Consider the following 16511-nt stretch of genomic DNA (forward strand, 5'->3'; position numbering starts at 1 on the left):
TGCGTCTGCATATGAAACGATATATGCGGACAACAATACATGGGGCTGCTGCAAGGCAGTCCCACTTACATAAAGGAGAGATATGATGCTGATACCCAAACGTGGAGATATGTACGTTGCCGATCTGGGACAAGGTATTGGCTCAGAACAGGCAAACGAACGCCCTGTGGTGATAATTCAGAACAACAAGGGCAATCACTATGCCGATACGACGATAATTGTTCCTATCACATCTCAGATGAAAGCTCAGCTACCCAATCATGTGATAATACATTACGGTATTCTCACGAAGTATCAGGGCTGTGTTTTGACAGAGCAGATAAGGACTATATCAGTATTAAGACTGAAAAAGTATATCGGCAGACTAAGTGAAAAGGATATCCGAAGGATAGAGAAAGCACTAAGGATAAGCCTTGATATGGATAACAAGGGGTTGAAATAACTATGAAAATAATGGAATTACCGCTCGATACAGCGGTCAGCAGATTTTTTGATGAAGCAGAACGTAACGGTCTTGAACGCCGTCAGGGACAGGTCGAGATGTCTCAGGAGATAGCACAGGCGATCATGAATAAAAGCTCACTGATAGTTGAAGCTGAGGTCGGAATCGGAAAGTCGATCGCCTATCTTGTGCCGATAGTACAGCAGTTCTTTCGTGACCGCAGACAGGTAGTGATAGCAACGTCAACTATCGCATTGCAGGAGCAGCTCGAACGTGATGTACATAATGTCCTCAAAATGATAGGAGTAAAAGCGAAAGTCGAGGTGGCTAAAGGAATGAAGAATTACATATGTCTCAGGGAAGCGAGAAAGCATCGTAAGGAAAACGAAGAATTTGCCGCTCTCTTTGAACTGGCATTGCGTGGAGTCCAGCGTAAATCAGCACTGAGTGTTACCGACAGAGCATGGGATAAGGTGTGCATAAATTCAGTTGGTCAGAAGTGTGATGACTGTAAATACAGAGGAAGATGCGAGTACCTGCAAATGCGAGAGCGTATCCGCTGTAATGATTCAATTGTTATCTGTAATCAGAATATGCTGGTGTCGCACCTTCTTAACATGGAATCAGGCAGAGGGATATTCAAGGGAAATCTCAGCACTATAGTTGTTGATGAGGCACATAATCTCGAAAGCAAGTTCAGGGACGCTTTCACCAACTCTTTCAGTCAGAGAGAGATCAGCAGAGAGATAATGAAAGTCACAAGCAACAGAAAGAACACTATGTCACGTCTTATAATCGAGACTATAAAAATGGTCGATACTTTCTTCAATTTCCTTAAAAATGACATATCTCAGCAGCAGGCAGCAGCGGACGCTGATATGAAGACCTTTTATTATCGACCGAGTACGGAAATAAAGAAGCTGGTCCTCAAGCTGCGCTCAAATATGAAAGAGATAGAAATGAGGACAAACCGAAGGCTGCATAGCCTGCAAACACTGAGAGACTCAGAAAGCAATGCCAACCTTGTATGGCTGTCCAACGAGCACGGTGTTCGCATAAATGTGTGCAGGAAAGATATACGCAGAGATATAGGTAGACTGCTGTTTTCAAGTTCAAGGAGCACGATACTGACTTCGGCAACATTAACATCTCAGAATTCAGGAACACTCAAAGACAGATATGGTTACTTCATGGATAGTCTCGGCTGTCCTGATGATATATGTATTACCGAACCCAAGAAGTCACCTTACAACTACGATGAGCATTCTATGATGTATGTGTCCAATAAGCTGCCTTGTCCGAAAAGGTATAACCGCAATCGTTACCGCCAGGAAGCCATTGCCGAGATAGTCAGACTGCTGAAGATAACACATGGAAAAACGCTTATTCTCTTTACAGCAAAGGACGACAGAGACTATGTCTTTGGACAGCTGACAAGTGCAGGGTTGCCGTATAAGATAATGATACAGAGCAGCGACTCGTCTCAGGAACAAAGGCTTGAAAACTTCCGTAAAAATGTGGATTCGGTCATACTTGGCACCGGAACATATTGGGAAGGAATAAACGTCGAGGGCGAGAGTTTATCACAGGTGATAATATTCAAACTGCCGTTTCCCGTACCCGAGCCGATCATGGAGTATAAGATGTCAAAGGCAGAGTGTCCGCTTCTGGAAGTTGCAGTTCCCGAAATGGTGATAAAGCTGAAACAAGGTGCAGGGCGGCTCATCAGAAATGCCGGCGACAAGGGTATCGTTTCAATACTTGACCCAAGAGCAAGCAGCAGAATAAAAACAGCGTATAGGGAGGATGTGCTGTCGTCACTGCCTGAAAATAATACAACTGAAAACATAACGGAGCTTAAAAGGTTCTGGAGAAAGATAAGGGAGGAAAACAAAAATGAATAATAACAGACCCGGACTTGCAGATTATATGCTGGCAGTTATGGACCAGATCATAGGTAGTGCTGCCATAGAAAAGGAAATATCCGAGACTGAGAAGGTAAGGATCCGTGAGATCAACGAAGTTACTGTTACTGAAAGGTACATGACTATTCGTGAATGGGAGGTGAACGCATGATACAGTTTATCGCAGGCGCAATGTTCGGCGGAACTGTGGGAGTTCTTGCTATGTGCTTCTGCATAGCAGCGAGCAAAGCTGATAATGAAGAAGCTCCACTCAAATGAGTGGAGCTTATCATACATATTGTATGGAATAATATTAAGAAAGACTATATTTTGTAGCAGAAGCATTGCCGCTTTTAACGATATACCCTTTTTCTACTAATCGGGTAAGTGTGCTGATCGCAGTTGTTTGCGAGCATTTTGTAAGCTCTTGTACTACAGGTCGTGTGATATATGCATTATCTTTAAGATAATCAATAATGGCTTTCTCTCTTTCAGATAGGTTGGCAGACTCTTTTGAGGAACGAACAGTACAATAATTGAAGTTCGGCAAGGTTATCTTGAAAGCATTGTCTGTGATCTCTACAGTGGGCTTCACATCGGATTCAGAGTAGCATTCGTTAATCTTAGGCAGACCAGTTCCGTATGCTTCAATAAGATGAAGCCGATAAAAGACTTCTGCAAGATTTTTATTCCGAGGTACTGAAATACCAAGCATTATATCATTGGCTGAAATTCCCTTGGGAAGTCCTCCTATGGTCACAAATTCCATACGATCGTCAAAAATGCTTATTAGTGTACTTGCAGAGTAACTGTATTCCCTGTGAACTATTGAATTAAGCAATGCTTCTCTGATGGCTTCAATAGGATAGTCATATATATCTATTCTGCGAAGTCCTTCAAATTCTGAGCGAATATGATTGAATTGACCGATATAGCTATATGTTTCCTCAAGCTGCTTGAAAAGGGAGCCTGAGAATTCTCGGCGATCCTTGAAATTGGTCTTGACAGAACCTTCAAATACGGCGAATTTTATTGTATGTTCACATTGATCTGATAGCAGCAGTGCCAGATTAGAATAAGTTCCGTCTTCTGAAATAAGGTGAAGTGTTCTTTTTTGCTCAGTACCAAAAGGTAATGACCTTTCTGCAAAATACTTATCAGCAGTATTGAACGTCAGTTCTTGAGTAAGCGAACGCTCTGTCTCATAATTATCGCCGGCTGTTTCACGGATAAGATTTAAAATCCTTTCTTCAGATGCAGGAACATTTGCTGAACCTTGACGTATATATATGCCTTCAGGACGTACACCTTTGCCTGCAAGGTAATAAGGTCTTGCGGTACCGCGCTGTACACTTATCTTAACTATATTCTTTCCATCCATGACTACGACTTTTATATCAGTAAACATCGTAACATCTGGACGAATCGAATCATGGAGAGAGCTGCTGAGCTTTAATTGACAATCATCGGTATCTTCAACTCCGACTGGAGTGCCGTCGTTGTCAATGCCAATGAATATGCTTCCGCCGTTTGTGTTTGCAAAAGCAATGACGCTCTTTTTGATATCATCAACATATTCACGCTTGAACTCGGTAATTTCGTTTTCTATCATCTTATGCCTCCTATTCAACCGTTATCTAACGGTTATCCAACGGTTATCTAACAATCTAACGGTATATAACAAATTATAACTGATAGATATGGTTTTGTCAAGTAAAAGAAGTCGAAAAAAACAAATCAGCGGTTTGCACAAATGTGAACCGCCGCATTTGTTCCCTTTGATGATACCAATTCCGAGCGGAGTGTGGTATCCTTGTGTGTTGAAAGGAGGCTAAGTATGGCTAATGTTACATATTTTGCTCCGGTAAAAAAGGGAGGAAGATAAAAATGAATAACAACAAACCCGGACTTGCAGATTATATGCTGGCAGTAATGGACCAGATACTTGGTTCTGCTGCTGTCGAGAAGGAGGTGTCCGAAACCGAGAAGGTCAGAATTCGTGAGATCAACGAAGTTACTGTTACTGAAAGGTACATGACTATCCGTGAATGGGAGGTGAACGCATGATACACTTCATCGCAGGAGCAATGTTCGGCGTAACTGTGGGAGTTCTTGCTATGTGCTTCTGTATAGCGGCGAGCAGAGCTGATAATGAAGAAGCTCCACTCAAATGAGTGGAGCTTAATACATATATGTTGGATAACTTATTAAATTGTTTGAATTATTATAAGTATCAAAAGAATCTCAGAAGTTGTAGATACTTCTTGTCTTCTTTTTTAGATATTCGCTCACCATAAAGCTTGAAACGATTATTATCATTCTGATAGAAGCTCAATAGATTTTCGTTATCTTCACATTCAAGAAATACAGCACCGCCACCTATTAGGTGCTGAGCTTCAGCAAGTATGCTAAAAACATCGTCCATGAGATGATCACCAGATACTGTTGTTCCGTCTGCAACTGCGAAATTCTTTCCGAACTGAGCTATAAGGAAAGCTGATACATCAAAACAATTAATCGATTCGTCAAGTTTAGCGTGCATAGACAACTTCTTCTGGCTTGTTTTACTTAACATCTCTATGGGGATAAGCGATGATTTGTGAGTGAGCGTAAAATAGCCTACAAGCTGTAGGAATTCATCAAAAACGAGGTATGTAATGGACATTTTTCGTTTTGCGAATTCAATAGCGTTTTTCAGTAGAAAATCCTCAATTTCTTGATTTTTGAGACAGGAAAAATCGGAGAGAATGCTTTTAACTTCATCCTCTCCGACGGTGTCCAGCAAGTCTAATATATTAATATCAGAATGGTTATTTATTGTTTTTCTTCCTTTGTGCGAGAAGTTCTAAGATCTTATCTCTGTCCGTTATGTGTGACGGAGCAGGCGATGTAGGTACTCGCGTCGGCTCTTTTGCAGACTGGTCAAGTGCTTCTGCAAAAGCTTCGGCTGTTTTTCTGTCCTTGATATTGAAACTTGCGAAGATACTTGATGTTGCCATAGCAGCACCTCCTTAAAGAATTGGGATTCTTTCCCTATATATATTATATGCTATTTTAAAAAGAAATGCAAGAACTCTTCATTTAATTATCTCCAGTTTACGTCTTAGTTCTTCCATAACCTCAAGGTTTTTCTTTTGAATAGTAAGAGTATCCGGACGAGGAGCATGCATTATTTCGTTAATGATCTGTCGACCAAGTTCTGGCGGAAGATCAGTCATAGATGGTTTCCCATATCTTGTATTTTGTGCCATATAATAACCTCCTCAATAAGATCGGCAATGTTTTGCCTATACATTATTATACCATAAATAAACCAATAAAACAAGAGTTTGAGTGCCAAACGTTTTATTTCTCATAAATAACAATACCGGTTGCTTTTATCTCATTTTCTATATCTGAATCACTAATAACCTGTGAAATATCAAGAAGATCTACGTCTTTGCCAAGTGCATTGACAACATCTTCAAGCAGGCCAAAGAACGCAAGCCCCTTTAAGCCGCTGTCAACAAGGAGGTCGATATCACTTTTGTCTTTAGCTGATCCCTTGGCATATGAACCGAAAAGAATAGCTTTGCGAATATTGTACTCCCGAAAGACAGGTACAAGAATATCTTGTATCTGCGAAACAGTGTAAGTATTATTCATAATAACGCCTCCAATCTGTTTTTTCTAATAAAAGTATAGCATTGGAAGCGGTAAAAATCAAGAGGCTTGGAAGAATGGCGGTTTGCACAAATGTGAACCGCCGCATTTATTGACATTGGTGATACCATTTCCGAGCGGAGTGTGGTATTCTTGTGTGTTGAAAGGAGGCTCAGTATGGCTAATGTTACATATATTGCTCCGGTAAAAGCCGAGAGTACGATACACAAAATACGCTGTGCGGCTTATTGCCGAGTATCTTCAAGCAGCGAGGACCAACTGCACTCCTACGCAGCACAGGTCAGGTTTTATAGTGAGAAATTCAATGGTTCTGAAACTGAGGAGCTTGTAGATATATATGCAGATGAGGGGATCTCAGGAACAGGCACAGCTAAGCGAACAGAATTCCAAAGGCTGATCCGTGACTGCAAGCGAGGAAAGATAGACAGGATATATGCAAAGTCACTCAGCCGATTTGCCAGAAACACCAAGGACTGTCTTAATACTGTCAGACTCCTGAGAGAGCTTGGGATATCGATATACTTTGAAAAGGAAAACATCGATACCACCAAGACCAGTGATGAGTTGATGATAACAGTTATGGGCAGTCTGGCTCAGGAAGAGTCCACATCAATATCTCAAAACTTACGCTGGAGCGTAAGAAAACGCATGGAAAACGGTACATATAAGACTCCGAGTATTCCATATGGATATATTATGAAGAACGGTACACTGGAAATAGATCCTCCCAAGGCTGAGATAGTAAAAATGATATTTAATAATTACTTAAGTGGACTCGGGGCTCAAGGAATTGTGAATGAGTTGAATAAAGCTAAAATACCACCTATACATGGCGGCTCAAAATGGTATCTATACAATGTACAATACATATTAACCAATGAACGATATATAGGCAATATGCTGTTTCAAAAGACATATGGTACAGACACACTACCTGTAAAAAGGATTATAAATAAAGGTGAAAGAGATAAATTCTTGCTAACCGATTCCCATGAGGCGATTATATCGCCAGAAATGTTCTATAAGGTCCAGGAACTCCAGAAGATGAATGGTAAACAATACTATAAATCTAAAGGAGAGACAAATATATATACATCGAGAATACAATGTGGTAAGTGCGGAGCAGCTTGTAAGCATAAAAAGAACCGAGACAAATACTATTGGGTATGCCGTGAACATGATATCAGTGCAGAATTGTGTGATTCTGTGGTAATCCCGGATGATGCATTGAAATCATGTTTTATAAGAATGTGCAATAAGCTGATACAGCACTATCGAGAGATACTTCTCCCCTTACGTCGAAGCTTACAAGAACTTAATATGCGCCGTTTCAGCGGTAATACTAAAATAATAGATATACATAAGAATATCGCCGATATCAAGGAACAGCGTCATGTCCTATCCAGACTCAGAAAGAAAGGCTTCATGGATGAGAAGAAGTACAACGAAAAGCTCACTGAACTGGAAAGCCAACTTGCAAGACAGGAACGAGAACTAAAAAAAACAGCTAAAGCCGATAACGAGGATAACACTCTCGAGCAGCTCGATATACTTATAGACTGCATAGATAGTCAGTCAGGTATATTGACAGAATTCAATGAGGAGACGTTCAGAATGATAGTAGAAAGTATAACTGTACAGGATACCACCCTTGAATTTACACTCATATCAAATATAAAATTTAAAGAAAAAATATAGAAAAGGTATTGCAATACGATATACAAAGTGGTATAATAGAGTCAGAAAGGTGGTGCTGATATGGCAATCAAAAGTTCAAATGTTGCGGCACGAGTAGAGCCTGAGATCAAAGAAAAGGCAGAGTCTATTCTCTCAAGTCTTGGAATATCGGCTTCAAACGGAATCAATATGTTTTATAGACAGATCATTCTGTGGAACGGTCTGCCGTTCAGACCGTCTATTCCTCCGACAACGCTAAAATCGTTAGATGAAATGACAAAAGAAGAATTTGACGCTAAACTTGCCAGGGGTCTGGCACAGGCTAAAAACGGCGAGGGCGTTGAAGCTAATGAGTTTTTCGATTCATTGAAAGAGGAGCTCCTGTAACAAATGGTTGAAAAGTTTAAAGTAATAATCACTCCCGAAGCTCAGGAAGATATCAGAAACAGCGTAAGATATATTGCTCGTGAGCTTGCAAATCCTCAAGCAGCAATGACTTTACAGGAAGAACTACGTAAGGAGATCACATCTCTTGAAACTATGCCTTCGAGGTATAAGGTCGTGGATGAACAGCCTTGGGGAGCATTGGGAGTAAGAAAAATCATAGTTAAGAATTATTACGTTTATTATATAAACGATGACGAATCAAAAACAGTAAGTGTTATTGCTGTGATCTATGTTCGCATGGATCAGCAAAAGCAAGTGAACAAACGAAACAAATAGTCTAAAAACAGCGCTTTGTGAACAAAAACAAAGCGCTGTTTTTGTTGGATCTGGTGATAGATAAGAAAACGGATATGTGGTATCCTTGTGAAGGAAGGAGGTGCAGAAATGGCTAAAAATCGAAGGATCCCATTCGGGTATCAGATGATAAACGGAGAGATAACAACACACCCGAGAGAGGTATATGCCGTATCCAAAATATTTGCTGAATACCTTAAAGGGAGAAGTCTGCTTGACATATCCAAAGAACTGCAAGCAGAAGGTATACCATATCATCCTTGTGAGGACAGCACATGGAACAAGAATATGATAAAGCGTATTCTTGAAAATGAAAAGTACCTTGGGACTGAGATATATCCACAGATCATATCCCCCGACATCTTTCACAGAGCTAATAATAAAAAGCTGAAGAAAGCAACCAACATATGCATAGTCCCCGATGAACTGAAAGAAATACGGAACATGACAATATGTGCTGAATGTCGAAAAAGACTGTTCAGAAATCAGAACGGTACATGGACCTGCAAGACATATCGTTGCGGAGCATTTGAATTCAAAGCTACAGATCAGATGATATTATCGGCAGTACTTAATATGCTTAACTCAGCGATAGCAAATCCGAGTCTGCTGGATACAGACTCCGAGATGAGTGTTTATACACCTGACGGAGAAGTACTAAAGCAGAACAATGAGGTATCAAGGCTCATGGATAACCCTGAAATAGACTATGATCGAGTGAAATGTGCGATACTGCAGCTGGCACAAATGAAATATGATTGTTGTACATATAGCGACATTCCGCAGAAAACAGAGTTGCTGAAAAAGCAGCTTTTAGATAAAAAACAGCAAAACACCCTTGACATCGAGCTCTTGAAGAAATGCGCTGAATACATAACTGTCAGTCATAATGCTACAATAGGACTCGAACTTATAAACGGAGTAAAACTGAATAATATAACGGAGAGGAGCAAAGAAATTGGAAGTTACGATGATACCTGCGACTAAGAAAATAAGTGCTGATACCACAGATAAGTACCACCAGCTCAGAGTCGCAGCCTACTGCCGAGTTAGCACCGAGCAAGAGGAACAGCAGAACAGTTATCAAGTTCAGATTGATTACTACACTGACCTTATCAATAAGAATAAGGAATGGGAGCTTGCAGGCATATTCGCCGACGAAGGCATATCGGGAACTCAGACCAAGAAGCGTACCGAGTTCAATAAGATGATAAGGCTCTGCAAGAAGCGGAAAATTGACCTGGTCCTCTGTAAGTCCATAAGCCGATTCGCACGAAATACAGTTGATACCCTTGAATATGTCCGACAGCTCAAGGACCTCGGCATCGGCGTTATATTTGAGAAAGAAAACATAAACACCCTGACGATGACCTCAGAGTTCATGATAGCCCTGTACGGAAGTTTCGCACAAGCGGAGTCGGAATCAATAAGCAAAAACGTATCTTGGGGCGTAGAGAAAGCCTTCCGTGACGGAAAGGTCAGATATAGCTATAACAACCTATATGGTTACCGCAAAGGTGCAGACGGAAAACCGGAAATAATTCCTGAAGAAGCTGAAGTGGTAAGGCTGATATATAAGCTGTATCTTGACGGATTGACACTTAGACAAATTGCTCAGCATCTGAAAAACTTGAACATACCTAAGCGTGAATATGCTGAATGGACTATAAATGGCATTCATTCAATATTATCAAACGAAAAGTACGTCGGAGATGCCTTGCTTCAAAAAACATATACTGTTGACTGCATAACCCATAAATCCGTAAAGAATAATGGAGAGCGCGCAAAGTACCTTGTAACTGATGCACATGATGCGATAGTAGACAGAGATACATATAACCTCGTTCAACAAGAACTTACGCGCAGATCATCAATGCGAAAAAAGAGCGAAAAAACAGTATCACAGCAAGGCAGGTATTCAGGCAAATATGCTTTAAGTGAAATAATGGTATGTGCAGAATGTGGATCAGCATATAGGAGACAAGTATGGAATATCCACGGCAGAAAATGCCCGGTATGGCGATGTGTAAGTCGATTAGATTACGGTAAACGATACTGCAAGCAATCACCGTCACTTCATGAAGATAAGCTTCATAAAGCGATACTGTCAGCCATTAATGAGTACTATGACTGCAATAATAGTATAAAGGAACTACTGAAAAGCAATGTAGAACAAGCAATGGCAGGAGTAAGCCTGAAACAAACAAATGAGATTCAGAAAAGGCTTAGGGAGATCGATGATGCCCGAAATGATTACATCACCCTAATAGCAGCCGGAACTATGGATGAGGAAGCTCTGGACGAACAGTTCCAAAAGATGTATGCTGAGGAACAGAAACTTAACTCTCGACTGAAAGTTCTGGAAGAAAATAATAATATCGATAATAACAAAAGGTCGCGGATAGCTCAGGCACTTAAGAAAATAGACAACAGCACCTGCGAACTGACAGAATATAACGATATGCTGGTCAGAAAGCTTATAGAGTGTATAAAGGTCAACAGCAAGACAGAAATAACGATAGTCTTCAAAGGTGGGATAGAAACCACAGTTGAAGTGGAGAAATAAGAGAAAGCTCGTCTATGAATGTAATAGTTCATAAACGAGCTTTTATCGTTAGAGAGAAGAACATTTTAGAATTAGAAGGGCGGGCATCAAAACAAGGGCGTGACATGAACAGAAATTATTGCTATAATAATCATATATTAAGGAAATAGCTGTAAGGCTGCAATTTATATACAAGACTGTACGTTTAAATTCTCTTTGTGTATTGCATACAATTATTTTTTGAATATATTAATTTGACTAAAAGGCTTAAAATAACCATTTATCATATGTCATCTATAAAGTCATGGGGGCACAGCGCGGAGCCCGCGCAGCCAATTTCGCGTCTCAGTTTTTCTGGGGCGCGATTTTCATTCCGCGCATTAAACTAATTACGATTTCAAATATACTGTTTATGTTAGACCTCCGGACATAACGTCCGGAGGCTTTTATTTTACTCTGAGAGTGCTTTAGCTATCGCCTCCGCACTCAGCTTCTTGCTTTCGCTGTCCACATGGCTGTACACGTTGCTCGTTGTACCTATGTCGCTGTGACCAAGCCATTCCTGTATCAACTTCATCTGTACTCCGTTTGCAAGGAGCAGACTGGCACAACTATGCCGCAGGTCATGGAAACGTATCTTCCGCAGACCGTTCTTGCGGAGCACTATGGGGAAATGGTCTGACACATAGTTGGGACGTATCAGCTCTCCAACAGCGTCTACGCAGATGTAGTCCTCGTATTTCTTGCAGTAACCTCTGCCGAATGCCTTCTTCATCTCTGCCTGATGCTCACGCTCGGCGATGAGTGCCTGCTCGACTACGGGTATCAGCGGAAGGGTTCTGTATGACGATTTCGTTTTCATAACATCGTAGCCTGCCACTCCATCCTCGTCCTGCAGGACCTTGTGCTTGATGCTTATGGTCTTGCCTACGAAGTCCACCGCTGACCATTTAAGTCCGATGACCTCGCTGCGGCGGAGTCCGTAATAGGCAGCTATAATGATGACGATGTGCAGCGGATCGTCCTTTGTGCAGTCGATGAGCTGCTTTATCTCCTCAGCGTTATAGTAGTTCCCGATGAACTGCACCGACTTCGGGCGGTCAGCCTGATCGACAGGATTTGTCGGAATGATACGACGCTTCATTGCAGACTTGAATGCAAGGTGCAGGAGCGAATGGTGCCGTTGACAGCTTGTGCCTTTCAGACCTTTGGCTCTGAGGTAAGCGTAATACTCGTTTATCTCGTCGCCTGTTATCTCCTTGACCTTTATCTTCATCTTTTTGAAAAATGGTATCATGTGTACGTCCATGTACCGCTTGTAGCTTGTGTATGTGGACTTTGTGATGTTGCCCTTCTGTTCCATAATAATACCTCCTGTTATATTGAATGGCGATACATGAAACGATCTGTATCGCCCTTATCCTTATTCCTGTGAATTAAAATGCTCTTTCACAAACTCCATATCCTGCACAAGCTCCACTGTTCCGAGATACTTGCCGTCCCTGTCACGAACTGCCATATATCTTACAAGCATCGTTCTGCCGCCCTTGTCCATCCATACGGGAACACAGTCACGGCGGTTATTGCGGAAATCGTCAATGATACCTCTTACCATCTGTTCGATCTTTGGCGGGTGGCAGGAGAACACCTCTCGGTCTATCGCCATTCCCGGACGTTTGAATACCTTTTCTCCCTCGTTGAAAAAACGGTTGATGTTGTCCGCATCGACAAAGGTGATCTCCATAGGTATCGTGTTGAACAATGCGGTTATCTGCTCTACTGTCATATGACCGCCGGGCATTACGATTTCATCATTGTCCACATTTTGCTTTTCGGCAGGAGCAACATTTTCGGCTTCTTCCCATATCTCATTCGACACGTTGAAGCAGTCTGCATAGTCCTTGGAATCCCGGTAAATGCCATACCATTCCTCCAGCGTGAAATTCACCGCACATATCGGAAACAGGATATTCTGCTCCTTATAGATCATTTCCTCCGCACGTTTCAGGACAGCCTTCAGGCGCTCCGTCCGATCGGCAGTATGCTCTGTATCTTTTGCAAGAGAAGAAATTTCGTCCCTGATCTCATCATCGACTGTCCACATGACATCAGAGGGTCCGATAATGTCATATTTCACTTTCAGATGCGGATACAGCAGATCGCCTTTCTTCGCATAGTGTATCGAGATATCACGCAGTGCGGTCAGCTCGGCGGAAACAACATCACCGCTGTCGAGCTTATCTTTCAGCACGTTTATCAGCTTTGCAAGAGCATTGTTTTCCTGTGTGAACGTGTATAGCGGGTGTCCCTTGACCTTTGCAAGCTGATCGGCACGCTCCTGCTTATCGGTATATGCCTCCTTCGGCTTACCCTTTGCCCTGACCTCCTGCCACGAGGGCTGCTGTTCTCTTTTCAAGGATTCCTCCACAGCACGTTCTGCATTAGCGATCTGTTCCTCACGGGTAGCACCGTGAAACAGCGCCGAATGAACATCGCAGAGCCGCTGCACCTCGGAGACAGGCGTACCCTCCTTGATAAGAGCCTGCTCCGCTTTCATGATCTCGCTTGCTTCAACATCGCTGAAATTCTCCACAAATGCAGCACGGACGGTTTCCAGATCCTCGCCGCGTCCCAAACGTACAAGATAGCTTTTCAGCAGAGCAATGCGTATATTCTCATCAGCAACAGGGCTTGTTACAGGCTCATCGCTTTCCGCTTTTTCTGCCGATACCTCATCAGCACCGATGACCTCAAAGCCCTTTTCTGCAAAAGCCTTAATGACAGTCTCCATAGGAATTTTCATCATTCCTGCACCCTTTGGAATAGTCATGACTCTGCCGAGCGTTTGCAGCTTTGCTGGCTTTGTGATCTCCGTAAAGCCGAGTTCAAGCATGATATCCTTGACTTCCGGATATTCCTTAACAAGATCGTGTACTGTTTTCTTTAAGTTGATGATCTTTGCCATAATGTGACACCGCTTTCCGTTTTCTTGGTTTCGCCCCTCAAATATACCTCAATAATTTGTCCGCACCTTTGCGTTTCGGGCTATCAGGTGTATCCGCTGCATAACCCGGCGCGATGATAGCAGTCAAGACCTGATCCTCCGGCAATCCAATAAAAGTCGGCAGCTTGTCCTCATCATAGATACCCATTATAACCGTAGCCAGTCCCATCTCATGAGCTGCAAGGCAAAATGTTTGACAAGCAAAACCGCAAGATCAAAGCGGTCGTTGATATGATGTTTGATGACATTCCCTATTCCGAGGAGGTCACGCAGGCACAGGATAAAATAACACAGGCACTTAACACAGAGTTTGACAAGATAAAGGCTGACCGCCACGAGGACGAGGCTTTGGAGGAATTGCTGGGCAGGTACGGCAAGCTCTCGCAAATGGCAGAGCTTGCAGGCTATCCTGCGGAAAGTGCCGAAAAATGGCGCGGCGATACGGAAGCTGTTGATATTCGTCCGCTGAAAAAGGAGATATGGAAACAGCGTCTGAGGATATATTTTACATCGGCATTTGCGGTGTTTGCACTATTGCAGTTGTTCTGGCTTATCTACAACATCACAGCTAAACCCGTTGCAGTTATCGGAAATGTGTTTGTTATATCAGTAGATCTATTTATCGCATCATTTCCGTTCCGCAAATATCTGAAAACCGAGAAAGCCACCGAGGGAAGCAAATACGACACCGATTCCTACAAATATCTCCGTACCCGAAGCGATAAGTACGCAAAACGTCTGCTCAACGGAATTGCTCTGCTGTTTGCGGTGGTGTTCGTGTTTGTGGCATCGGAGCTGAGCTTTTACTTCTTCGGCAATTCAAAGTCGGCTGAATTTGCGGAAAACTTCTTCAATAACAGCATTGTGATAGAGATACCCGTATTTCTGCTGATAAAGAATATCCTCTCCCTCAGAATGATAAGGCGGAGGATAAATATTCCCGATAAGGACAAGTACAAAAAGCACATCATAGGCATTACGATTTTTTCGGCTGTCTACTGGCTTGCCGTGACCGCATTTACAGTCATAAAGAGCAAGGATATAGCATACCCCGGAAATGTCTTTATGATAGCAGGGATAATTTTCGGACTGCTCGTCATAGTCTATGATCTCACATTAAGACGCAAGGTCACATTCAGAAATATCGTCATCAACAAACCGAGAATAGCTGTTTATACGGCTGTTGCAGTTGCGGCATCGGGCTTTATGATCTTACAGCAGGACACATGGTACACGCAAAGCTACATCAATTCCGTTCCAGTTGTCGCGCATAACACTCACAAGATAGAGTACAATGACGAAACGGGAGTTTACACCATAACCAAAACCACAGATGATTTCAAGATACTGCATCTTACCGACATTCACATCGGCGGAAGTCTGTACTCCTACCGCAAGGATATAAAGGCGCTGAGGGCTTGCTATGCGGAGATAGAGCATACCCACCCTGACCTTGTTGTGGTCACGGGCGACCTTAGCTTTCCGCTGGGTATTATGTCCATGTCGCTGAACAACACCGCACCTGTGGGGCAGTTTGCGGCATTTATGCGAAATACCGGCATTCCGTGGGCATTCACCTACGGCAACCACGATACCGAGTCGCTTGCATCTGCAAACAAACAGGAGCTGAACGAGGTCTACAAGTCGCTGTCTTTCAAGACCTCGGGCAATCTGCTTTACCCCTACACCCAGCCCGATGTTATGGGCAGGAACAATCAGCTGATCGAGATAAGAAATGCTGACGGCTCGCTGAACACGGGGCTTTTTATGATAGACTCAAACGCCTACACGGGCGAGGGCATCAACGTTTATGACTATATCCACGACGATCAGGTGGACTGGTATGCCGATGAAGTCCAGCGAATGAACGCTGAGGCAGGTCACACGGTAAATTCAATGGTGTTCTTCCATATCCCCTTGCAGGAGTACAAGACCGCCACTGAACTTTTTCTTGACGGCAGCGACGAGGTGAAATACTTCTACGGCGAAAACCCCGGTGACCACGGCGGTATCACCAACGATCTTGTGTGCTGCTCGGACTATCCGAGCAAGATGTTCGATACCGCCCTTGAGCTTGGCAGCACGACGGGATTCTTCTGTGGTCACGACCACTACAATAATGCGTCTATCGAGTACAAGGGTATCCGCCTGACCTACGGCATGAGCATCGACTACCTCGCAATGCCCGGCATTGAAAAAGAGACAAAACAGCGTGGTGCTGAACTGATTACCATTCACGCCGACAGCACATGGGAGTCAGAACAGATACCGCTTGATTCTATAACACAACAAAAAGCAGATGCTTTCTACCGTGAAAGCATCTGCTTCTTTAAGAGGACAGCTTTGAGTAAGCTATACCTTTGTCTGTCCGTTAGTATGCTTTTAAAAGCTGTACTAATTTTAGCATAATCTGCATAATAGTCAATCAGCACAGGACGCATTTCTCCATTCTCACTGAGAGATTTTTTCAGTTGGCTAATGTGACATTCCTGTCAAAAATATGAAACCTGTGTGAAAATTAGCACTCTCACCTTG

General features: G+C 42.7%; 20 protein-coding genes. 12 read left to right on the plus strand and 8 right to left on the minus strand.

What is annotated here, in order from left to right:
- Nucleotides 1-82 precede the first annotated feature (82 nt).
- The 4 genes from T488_RS0100665 to T488_RS19130 are packed head-to-tail and all read left to right on the plus strand — an operon-like array spanning nucleotide 83 to nucleotide 2625.
- Entirely contained in the window at nucleotides 83-442 is a 360-nt protein-coding gene (locus tag T488_RS0100665) for a type II toxin-antitoxin system PemK/MazF family toxin (RefSeq protein WP_028519127.1), read from the plus strand.
- Between the two features lie 2 nt (nucleotides 443-444).
- Nucleotides 445-2346 carry an ATP-dependent DNA helicase gene (locus T488_RS0100670; RefSeq protein ID WP_028519128.1) on the plus strand — a complete coding sequence of 634 codons (1902 nt, stop codon included), beginning with the start codon at nucleotides 445-447 and terminating at the stop codon, nucleotides 2344-2346.
- On the plus strand, nucleotides 2339-2518 hold the full coding sequence (locus tag T488_RS0100675; RefSeq protein WP_028519129.1) for a hypothetical protein: 180 nt from the start codon (nucleotides 2339-2341) through the stop codon (nucleotides 2516-2518). The genes T488_RS0100670 and T488_RS0100675 overlap by 8 nt, the downstream gene beginning before the upstream one ends.
- Nucleotides 2515-2625 carry a DUF3789 domain-containing protein gene (locus T488_RS19130; RefSeq protein WP_082320385.1) on the plus strand — a complete coding sequence of 37 codons (111 nt, stop codon included), beginning with the start codon at nucleotides 2515-2517 and terminating at the stop codon, nucleotides 2623-2625. The genes T488_RS0100675 and T488_RS19130 overlap by 4 nt, the downstream gene beginning before the upstream one ends.
- 34 nt (nucleotides 2626-2659) lie before the next feature.
- Here the strand turns inward: T488_RS19130 and T488_RS0100685 are convergent, their stop codons facing one another.
- Nucleotides 2660-3958, minus strand: a complete 1299-nt coding sequence (locus T488_RS0100685; protein ID WP_028519130.1) for an RNA-binding domain-containing protein — start codon at nucleotides 3956-3958, stop codon at nucleotides 2660-2662.
- A gap of 275 nt (nucleotides 3959-4233) precedes the next feature.
- On the opposite strand from T488_RS0100685, the gene T488_RS0100690 reads away from it, so the two are divergent.
- Together T488_RS0100690 and T488_RS19135 are read left to right on the plus strand one after the other, a co-directional pair.
- The gene (locus T488_RS0100690) at nucleotides 4234-4413 is read left to right on the plus strand and encodes a hypothetical protein (protein WP_028519131.1); all 180 of its coding nucleotides are present in this window, start codon (nucleotides 4234-4236) and stop codon (nucleotides 4411-4413) included.
- The gene (locus tag T488_RS19135; RefSeq protein WP_082320386.1) at nucleotides 4410-4520 is read left to right on the plus strand and encodes a DUF3789 domain-containing protein; all 111 of its coding nucleotides are present in this window, start codon (nucleotides 4410-4412) and stop codon (nucleotides 4518-4520) included. The genes T488_RS0100690 and T488_RS19135 overlap by 4 nt, the downstream gene beginning before the upstream one ends.
- A gap of 59 nt (nucleotides 4521-4579) precedes the next feature.
- Here T488_RS19135 and T488_RS16590 read toward each other — a convergent pair whose 3' ends face one another.
- The 4 genes from T488_RS16590 to T488_RS0100715 all read right to left on the minus strand — a co-directional run bounded on the left by T488_RS16590 (nucleotide 4580) and on the right by T488_RS0100715 (nucleotide 5991).
- Nucleotides 4580-5131 carry a hypothetical protein gene (locus T488_RS16590; protein WP_051536087.1) on the minus strand — a complete coding sequence of 184 codons (552 nt, stop codon included), beginning with the start codon at nucleotides 5129-5131 and terminating at the stop codon, nucleotides 4580-4582.
- Nucleotides 5132-5156: 25 nt separating this feature from the next.
- Nucleotides 5157-5345 carry a hypothetical protein gene (locus T488_RS0100705; RefSeq protein ID WP_028519132.1) on the minus strand — a complete coding sequence of 63 codons (189 nt, stop codon included), beginning with the start codon at nucleotides 5343-5345 and terminating at the stop codon, nucleotides 5157-5159.
- Nucleotides 5346-5423: 78 nt separating this feature from the next.
- A complete protein-coding gene (locus T488_RS19480; RefSeq protein WP_155267131.1) occupies nucleotides 5424-5597 on the minus strand; it encodes a hypothetical protein in 174 nt (57 codons plus the stop codon).
- A 94-nt stretch (nucleotides 5598-5691) separates the two neighbouring features.
- Nucleotides 5692-5991 carry a nucleotidyltransferase family protein gene (locus tag T488_RS0100715; RefSeq protein WP_037296644.1) on the minus strand — a complete coding sequence of 100 codons (300 nt, stop codon included), beginning with the start codon at nucleotides 5989-5991 and terminating at the stop codon, nucleotides 5692-5694.
- Nucleotides 5992-6165: 174 nt separating this feature from the next.
- On the opposite strand from T488_RS0100715, the gene T488_RS0100720 reads away from it, so the two are divergent.
- From T488_RS0100720 to T488_RS0100740, 5 genes are all read left to right on the plus strand, one after another.
- A complete protein-coding gene (locus tag T488_RS0100720) occupies nucleotides 6166-7707 on the plus strand; it encodes a recombinase family protein (protein WP_028519134.1) in 1542 nt (513 codons plus the stop codon).
- 60 nt (nucleotides 7708-7767) lie between these two features.
- Nucleotides 7768-8073 carry a type II toxin-antitoxin system RelB/DinJ family antitoxin gene (locus tag T488_RS0100725; protein ID WP_028519135.1) on the plus strand — a complete coding sequence of 102 codons (306 nt, stop codon included), beginning with the start codon at nucleotides 7768-7770 and terminating at the stop codon, nucleotides 8071-8073.
- 3 nt (nucleotides 8074-8076) lie between these two features.
- Complete coding sequence (locus T488_RS0100730; protein WP_028519136.1) at nucleotides 8077-8409, plus strand: type II toxin-antitoxin system RelE/ParE family toxin; 333 nt, start codon at nucleotides 8077-8079, stop codon at nucleotides 8407-8409.
- A 108-nt stretch (nucleotides 8410-8517) separates the two neighbouring features.
- Nucleotides 8518-9414 (plus strand): recombinase family protein, encoded by an 897-nt coding sequence (locus T488_RS18480; RefSeq protein ID WP_051536088.1) that lies wholly within the window; start codon nucleotides 8518-8520, stop codon nucleotides 9412-9414.
- On the plus strand, nucleotides 9386-10993 hold the full coding sequence (locus T488_RS0100740) for a recombinase family protein (protein ID WP_028519137.1): 1608 nt from the start codon (nucleotides 9386-9388) through the stop codon (nucleotides 10991-10993). The genes T488_RS18480 and T488_RS0100740 overlap by 29 nt, the downstream gene beginning before the upstream one ends.
- A gap of 430 nt (nucleotides 10994-11423) precedes the next feature.
- On the opposite strand, the gene T488_RS16600 is transcribed toward T488_RS0100740, so the two are convergent.
- Genes T488_RS16600 through T488_RS20315 form a run of 3 tightly spaced genes read right to left on the minus strand, consistent with a single transcriptional unit; the run spans nucleotide 11424 to nucleotide 14145 of the window.
- Entirely contained in the window at nucleotides 11424-12335 is a 912-nt protein-coding gene (locus tag T488_RS16600) for a tyrosine-type recombinase/integrase (RefSeq protein ID WP_051536090.1), read from the minus strand.
- A 60-nt stretch (nucleotides 12336-12395) separates the two neighbouring features.
- Nucleotides 12396-13937, minus strand: a complete 1542-nt coding sequence (locus T488_RS0100750; protein ID WP_028519138.1) for a DUF438 domain-containing protein — start codon at nucleotides 13935-13937, stop codon at nucleotides 12396-12398.
- A 37-nt stretch (nucleotides 13938-13974) separates the two neighbouring features.
- Entirely contained in the window at nucleotides 13975-14145 is a 171-nt protein-coding gene (locus tag T488_RS20315; RefSeq protein ID WP_082320387.1) for a hypothetical protein, read from the minus strand.
- Between the two features lie 20 nt (nucleotides 14146-14165).
- On the opposite strand from T488_RS20315, the gene T488_RS0100760 reads away from it, so the two are divergent.
- A complete protein-coding gene (locus tag T488_RS0100760) occupies nucleotides 14166-16385 on the plus strand; it encodes a metallophosphoesterase (RefSeq protein WP_028519139.1) in 2220 nt (739 codons plus the stop codon).
- Nucleotides 16386-16511 lie beyond the last annotated feature (126 nt).

The organism is Ruminococcus flavefaciens ND2009, from assembly GCF_000621785.1.
Lineage (GTDB): Bacteria > Bacillota > Clostridia > Oscillospirales > Ruminococcaceae > Ruminococcus > Ruminococcus flavefaciens_C.

What these genes read in the sequence shown, in the direction of transcription:
- T488_RS0100685 (WP_028519130.1), bottom strand. Translation starts at nt 3,958, where the DNA reads ATGATAGAAAACGAAATTACCGAGTTCAAGCGTGAATATGTTGATGAT.
- T488_RS19135 (WP_082320386.1), top strand. Translation starts at nt 4,410, where the DNA reads ATGATACACTTCATCGCAGGAGCAATGTTCGGCGTAACTGTGGGAGTT.
- T488_RS0100725 (WP_028519135.1), top strand. Translation starts at nt 7,768, where the DNA reads ATGGCAATCAAAAGTTCAAATGTTGCGGCACGAGTAGAGCCTGAGATC.
- T488_RS0100715 (WP_037296644.1), bottom strand. Translation starts at nt 5,991, where the DNA reads ATGAATAATACTTACACTGTTTCGCAGATACAAGATATTCTTGTACCT.
- T488_RS19480 (WP_155267131.1), bottom strand. Translation starts at nt 5,597, where the DNA reads ATGGCACAAAATACAAGATATGGGAAACCATCTATGACTGATCTTCCG.
- T488_RS0100750 (WP_028519138.1), bottom strand. Translation starts at nt 13,937, where the DNA reads ATGGCAAAGATCATCAACTTAAAGAAAACAGTACACGATCTTGTTAAG.
- T488_RS19130 (WP_082320385.1), top strand. Translation starts at nt 2,515, where the DNA reads ATGATACAGTTTATCGCAGGCGCAATGTTCGGCGGAACTGTGGGAGTT.
- T488_RS0100760 (WP_028519139.1), top strand. Translation starts at nt 14,166, where the DNA reads ATGTTTGACAAGCAAAACCGCAAGATCAAAGCGGTCGTTGATATGATG.
- T488_RS0100705 (WP_028519132.1), bottom strand. Translation starts at nt 5,345, where the DNA reads ATGGCAACATCAAGTATCTTCGCAAGTTTCAATATCAAGGACAGAAAA.
- T488_RS20315 (WP_082320387.1), bottom strand. Translation starts at nt 14,145, where the DNA reads ATGGGACTGGCTACGGTTATAATGGGTATCTATGATGAGGACAAGCTG.
- T488_RS0100720 (WP_028519134.1), top strand. Translation starts at nt 6,166, where the DNA reads ATGGCTAATGTTACATATATTGCTCCGGTAAAAGCCGAGAGTACGATA.
- T488_RS0100665 (WP_028519127.1), top strand. Translation starts at nt 83, where the DNA reads ATGATGCTGATACCCAAACGTGGAGATATGTACGTTGCCGATCTGGGA.
- T488_RS0100690 (WP_028519131.1), top strand. Translation starts at nt 4,234, where the DNA reads ATGAATAACAACAAACCCGGACTTGCAGATTATATGCTGGCAGTAATG.
- T488_RS0100670 (WP_028519128.1), top strand. Translation starts at nt 445, where the DNA reads ATGAAAATAATGGAATTACCGCTCGATACAGCGGTCAGCAGATTTTTT.
- T488_RS0100675 (WP_028519129.1), top strand. Translation starts at nt 2,339, where the DNA reads ATGAATAATAACAGACCCGGACTTGCAGATTATATGCTGGCAGTTATG.
- T488_RS16600 (WP_051536090.1), bottom strand. Translation starts at nt 12,335, where the DNA reads ATGGAACAGAAGGGCAACATCACAAAGTCCACATACACAAGCTACAAG.
- T488_RS18480 (WP_051536088.1), top strand. Translation starts at nt 8,518, where the DNA reads ATGGCTAAAAATCGAAGGATCCCATTCGGGTATCAGATGATAAACGGA.
- T488_RS0100730 (WP_028519136.1), top strand. Translation starts at nt 8,077, where the DNA reads ATGGTTGAAAAGTTTAAAGTAATAATCACTCCCGAAGCTCAGGAAGAT.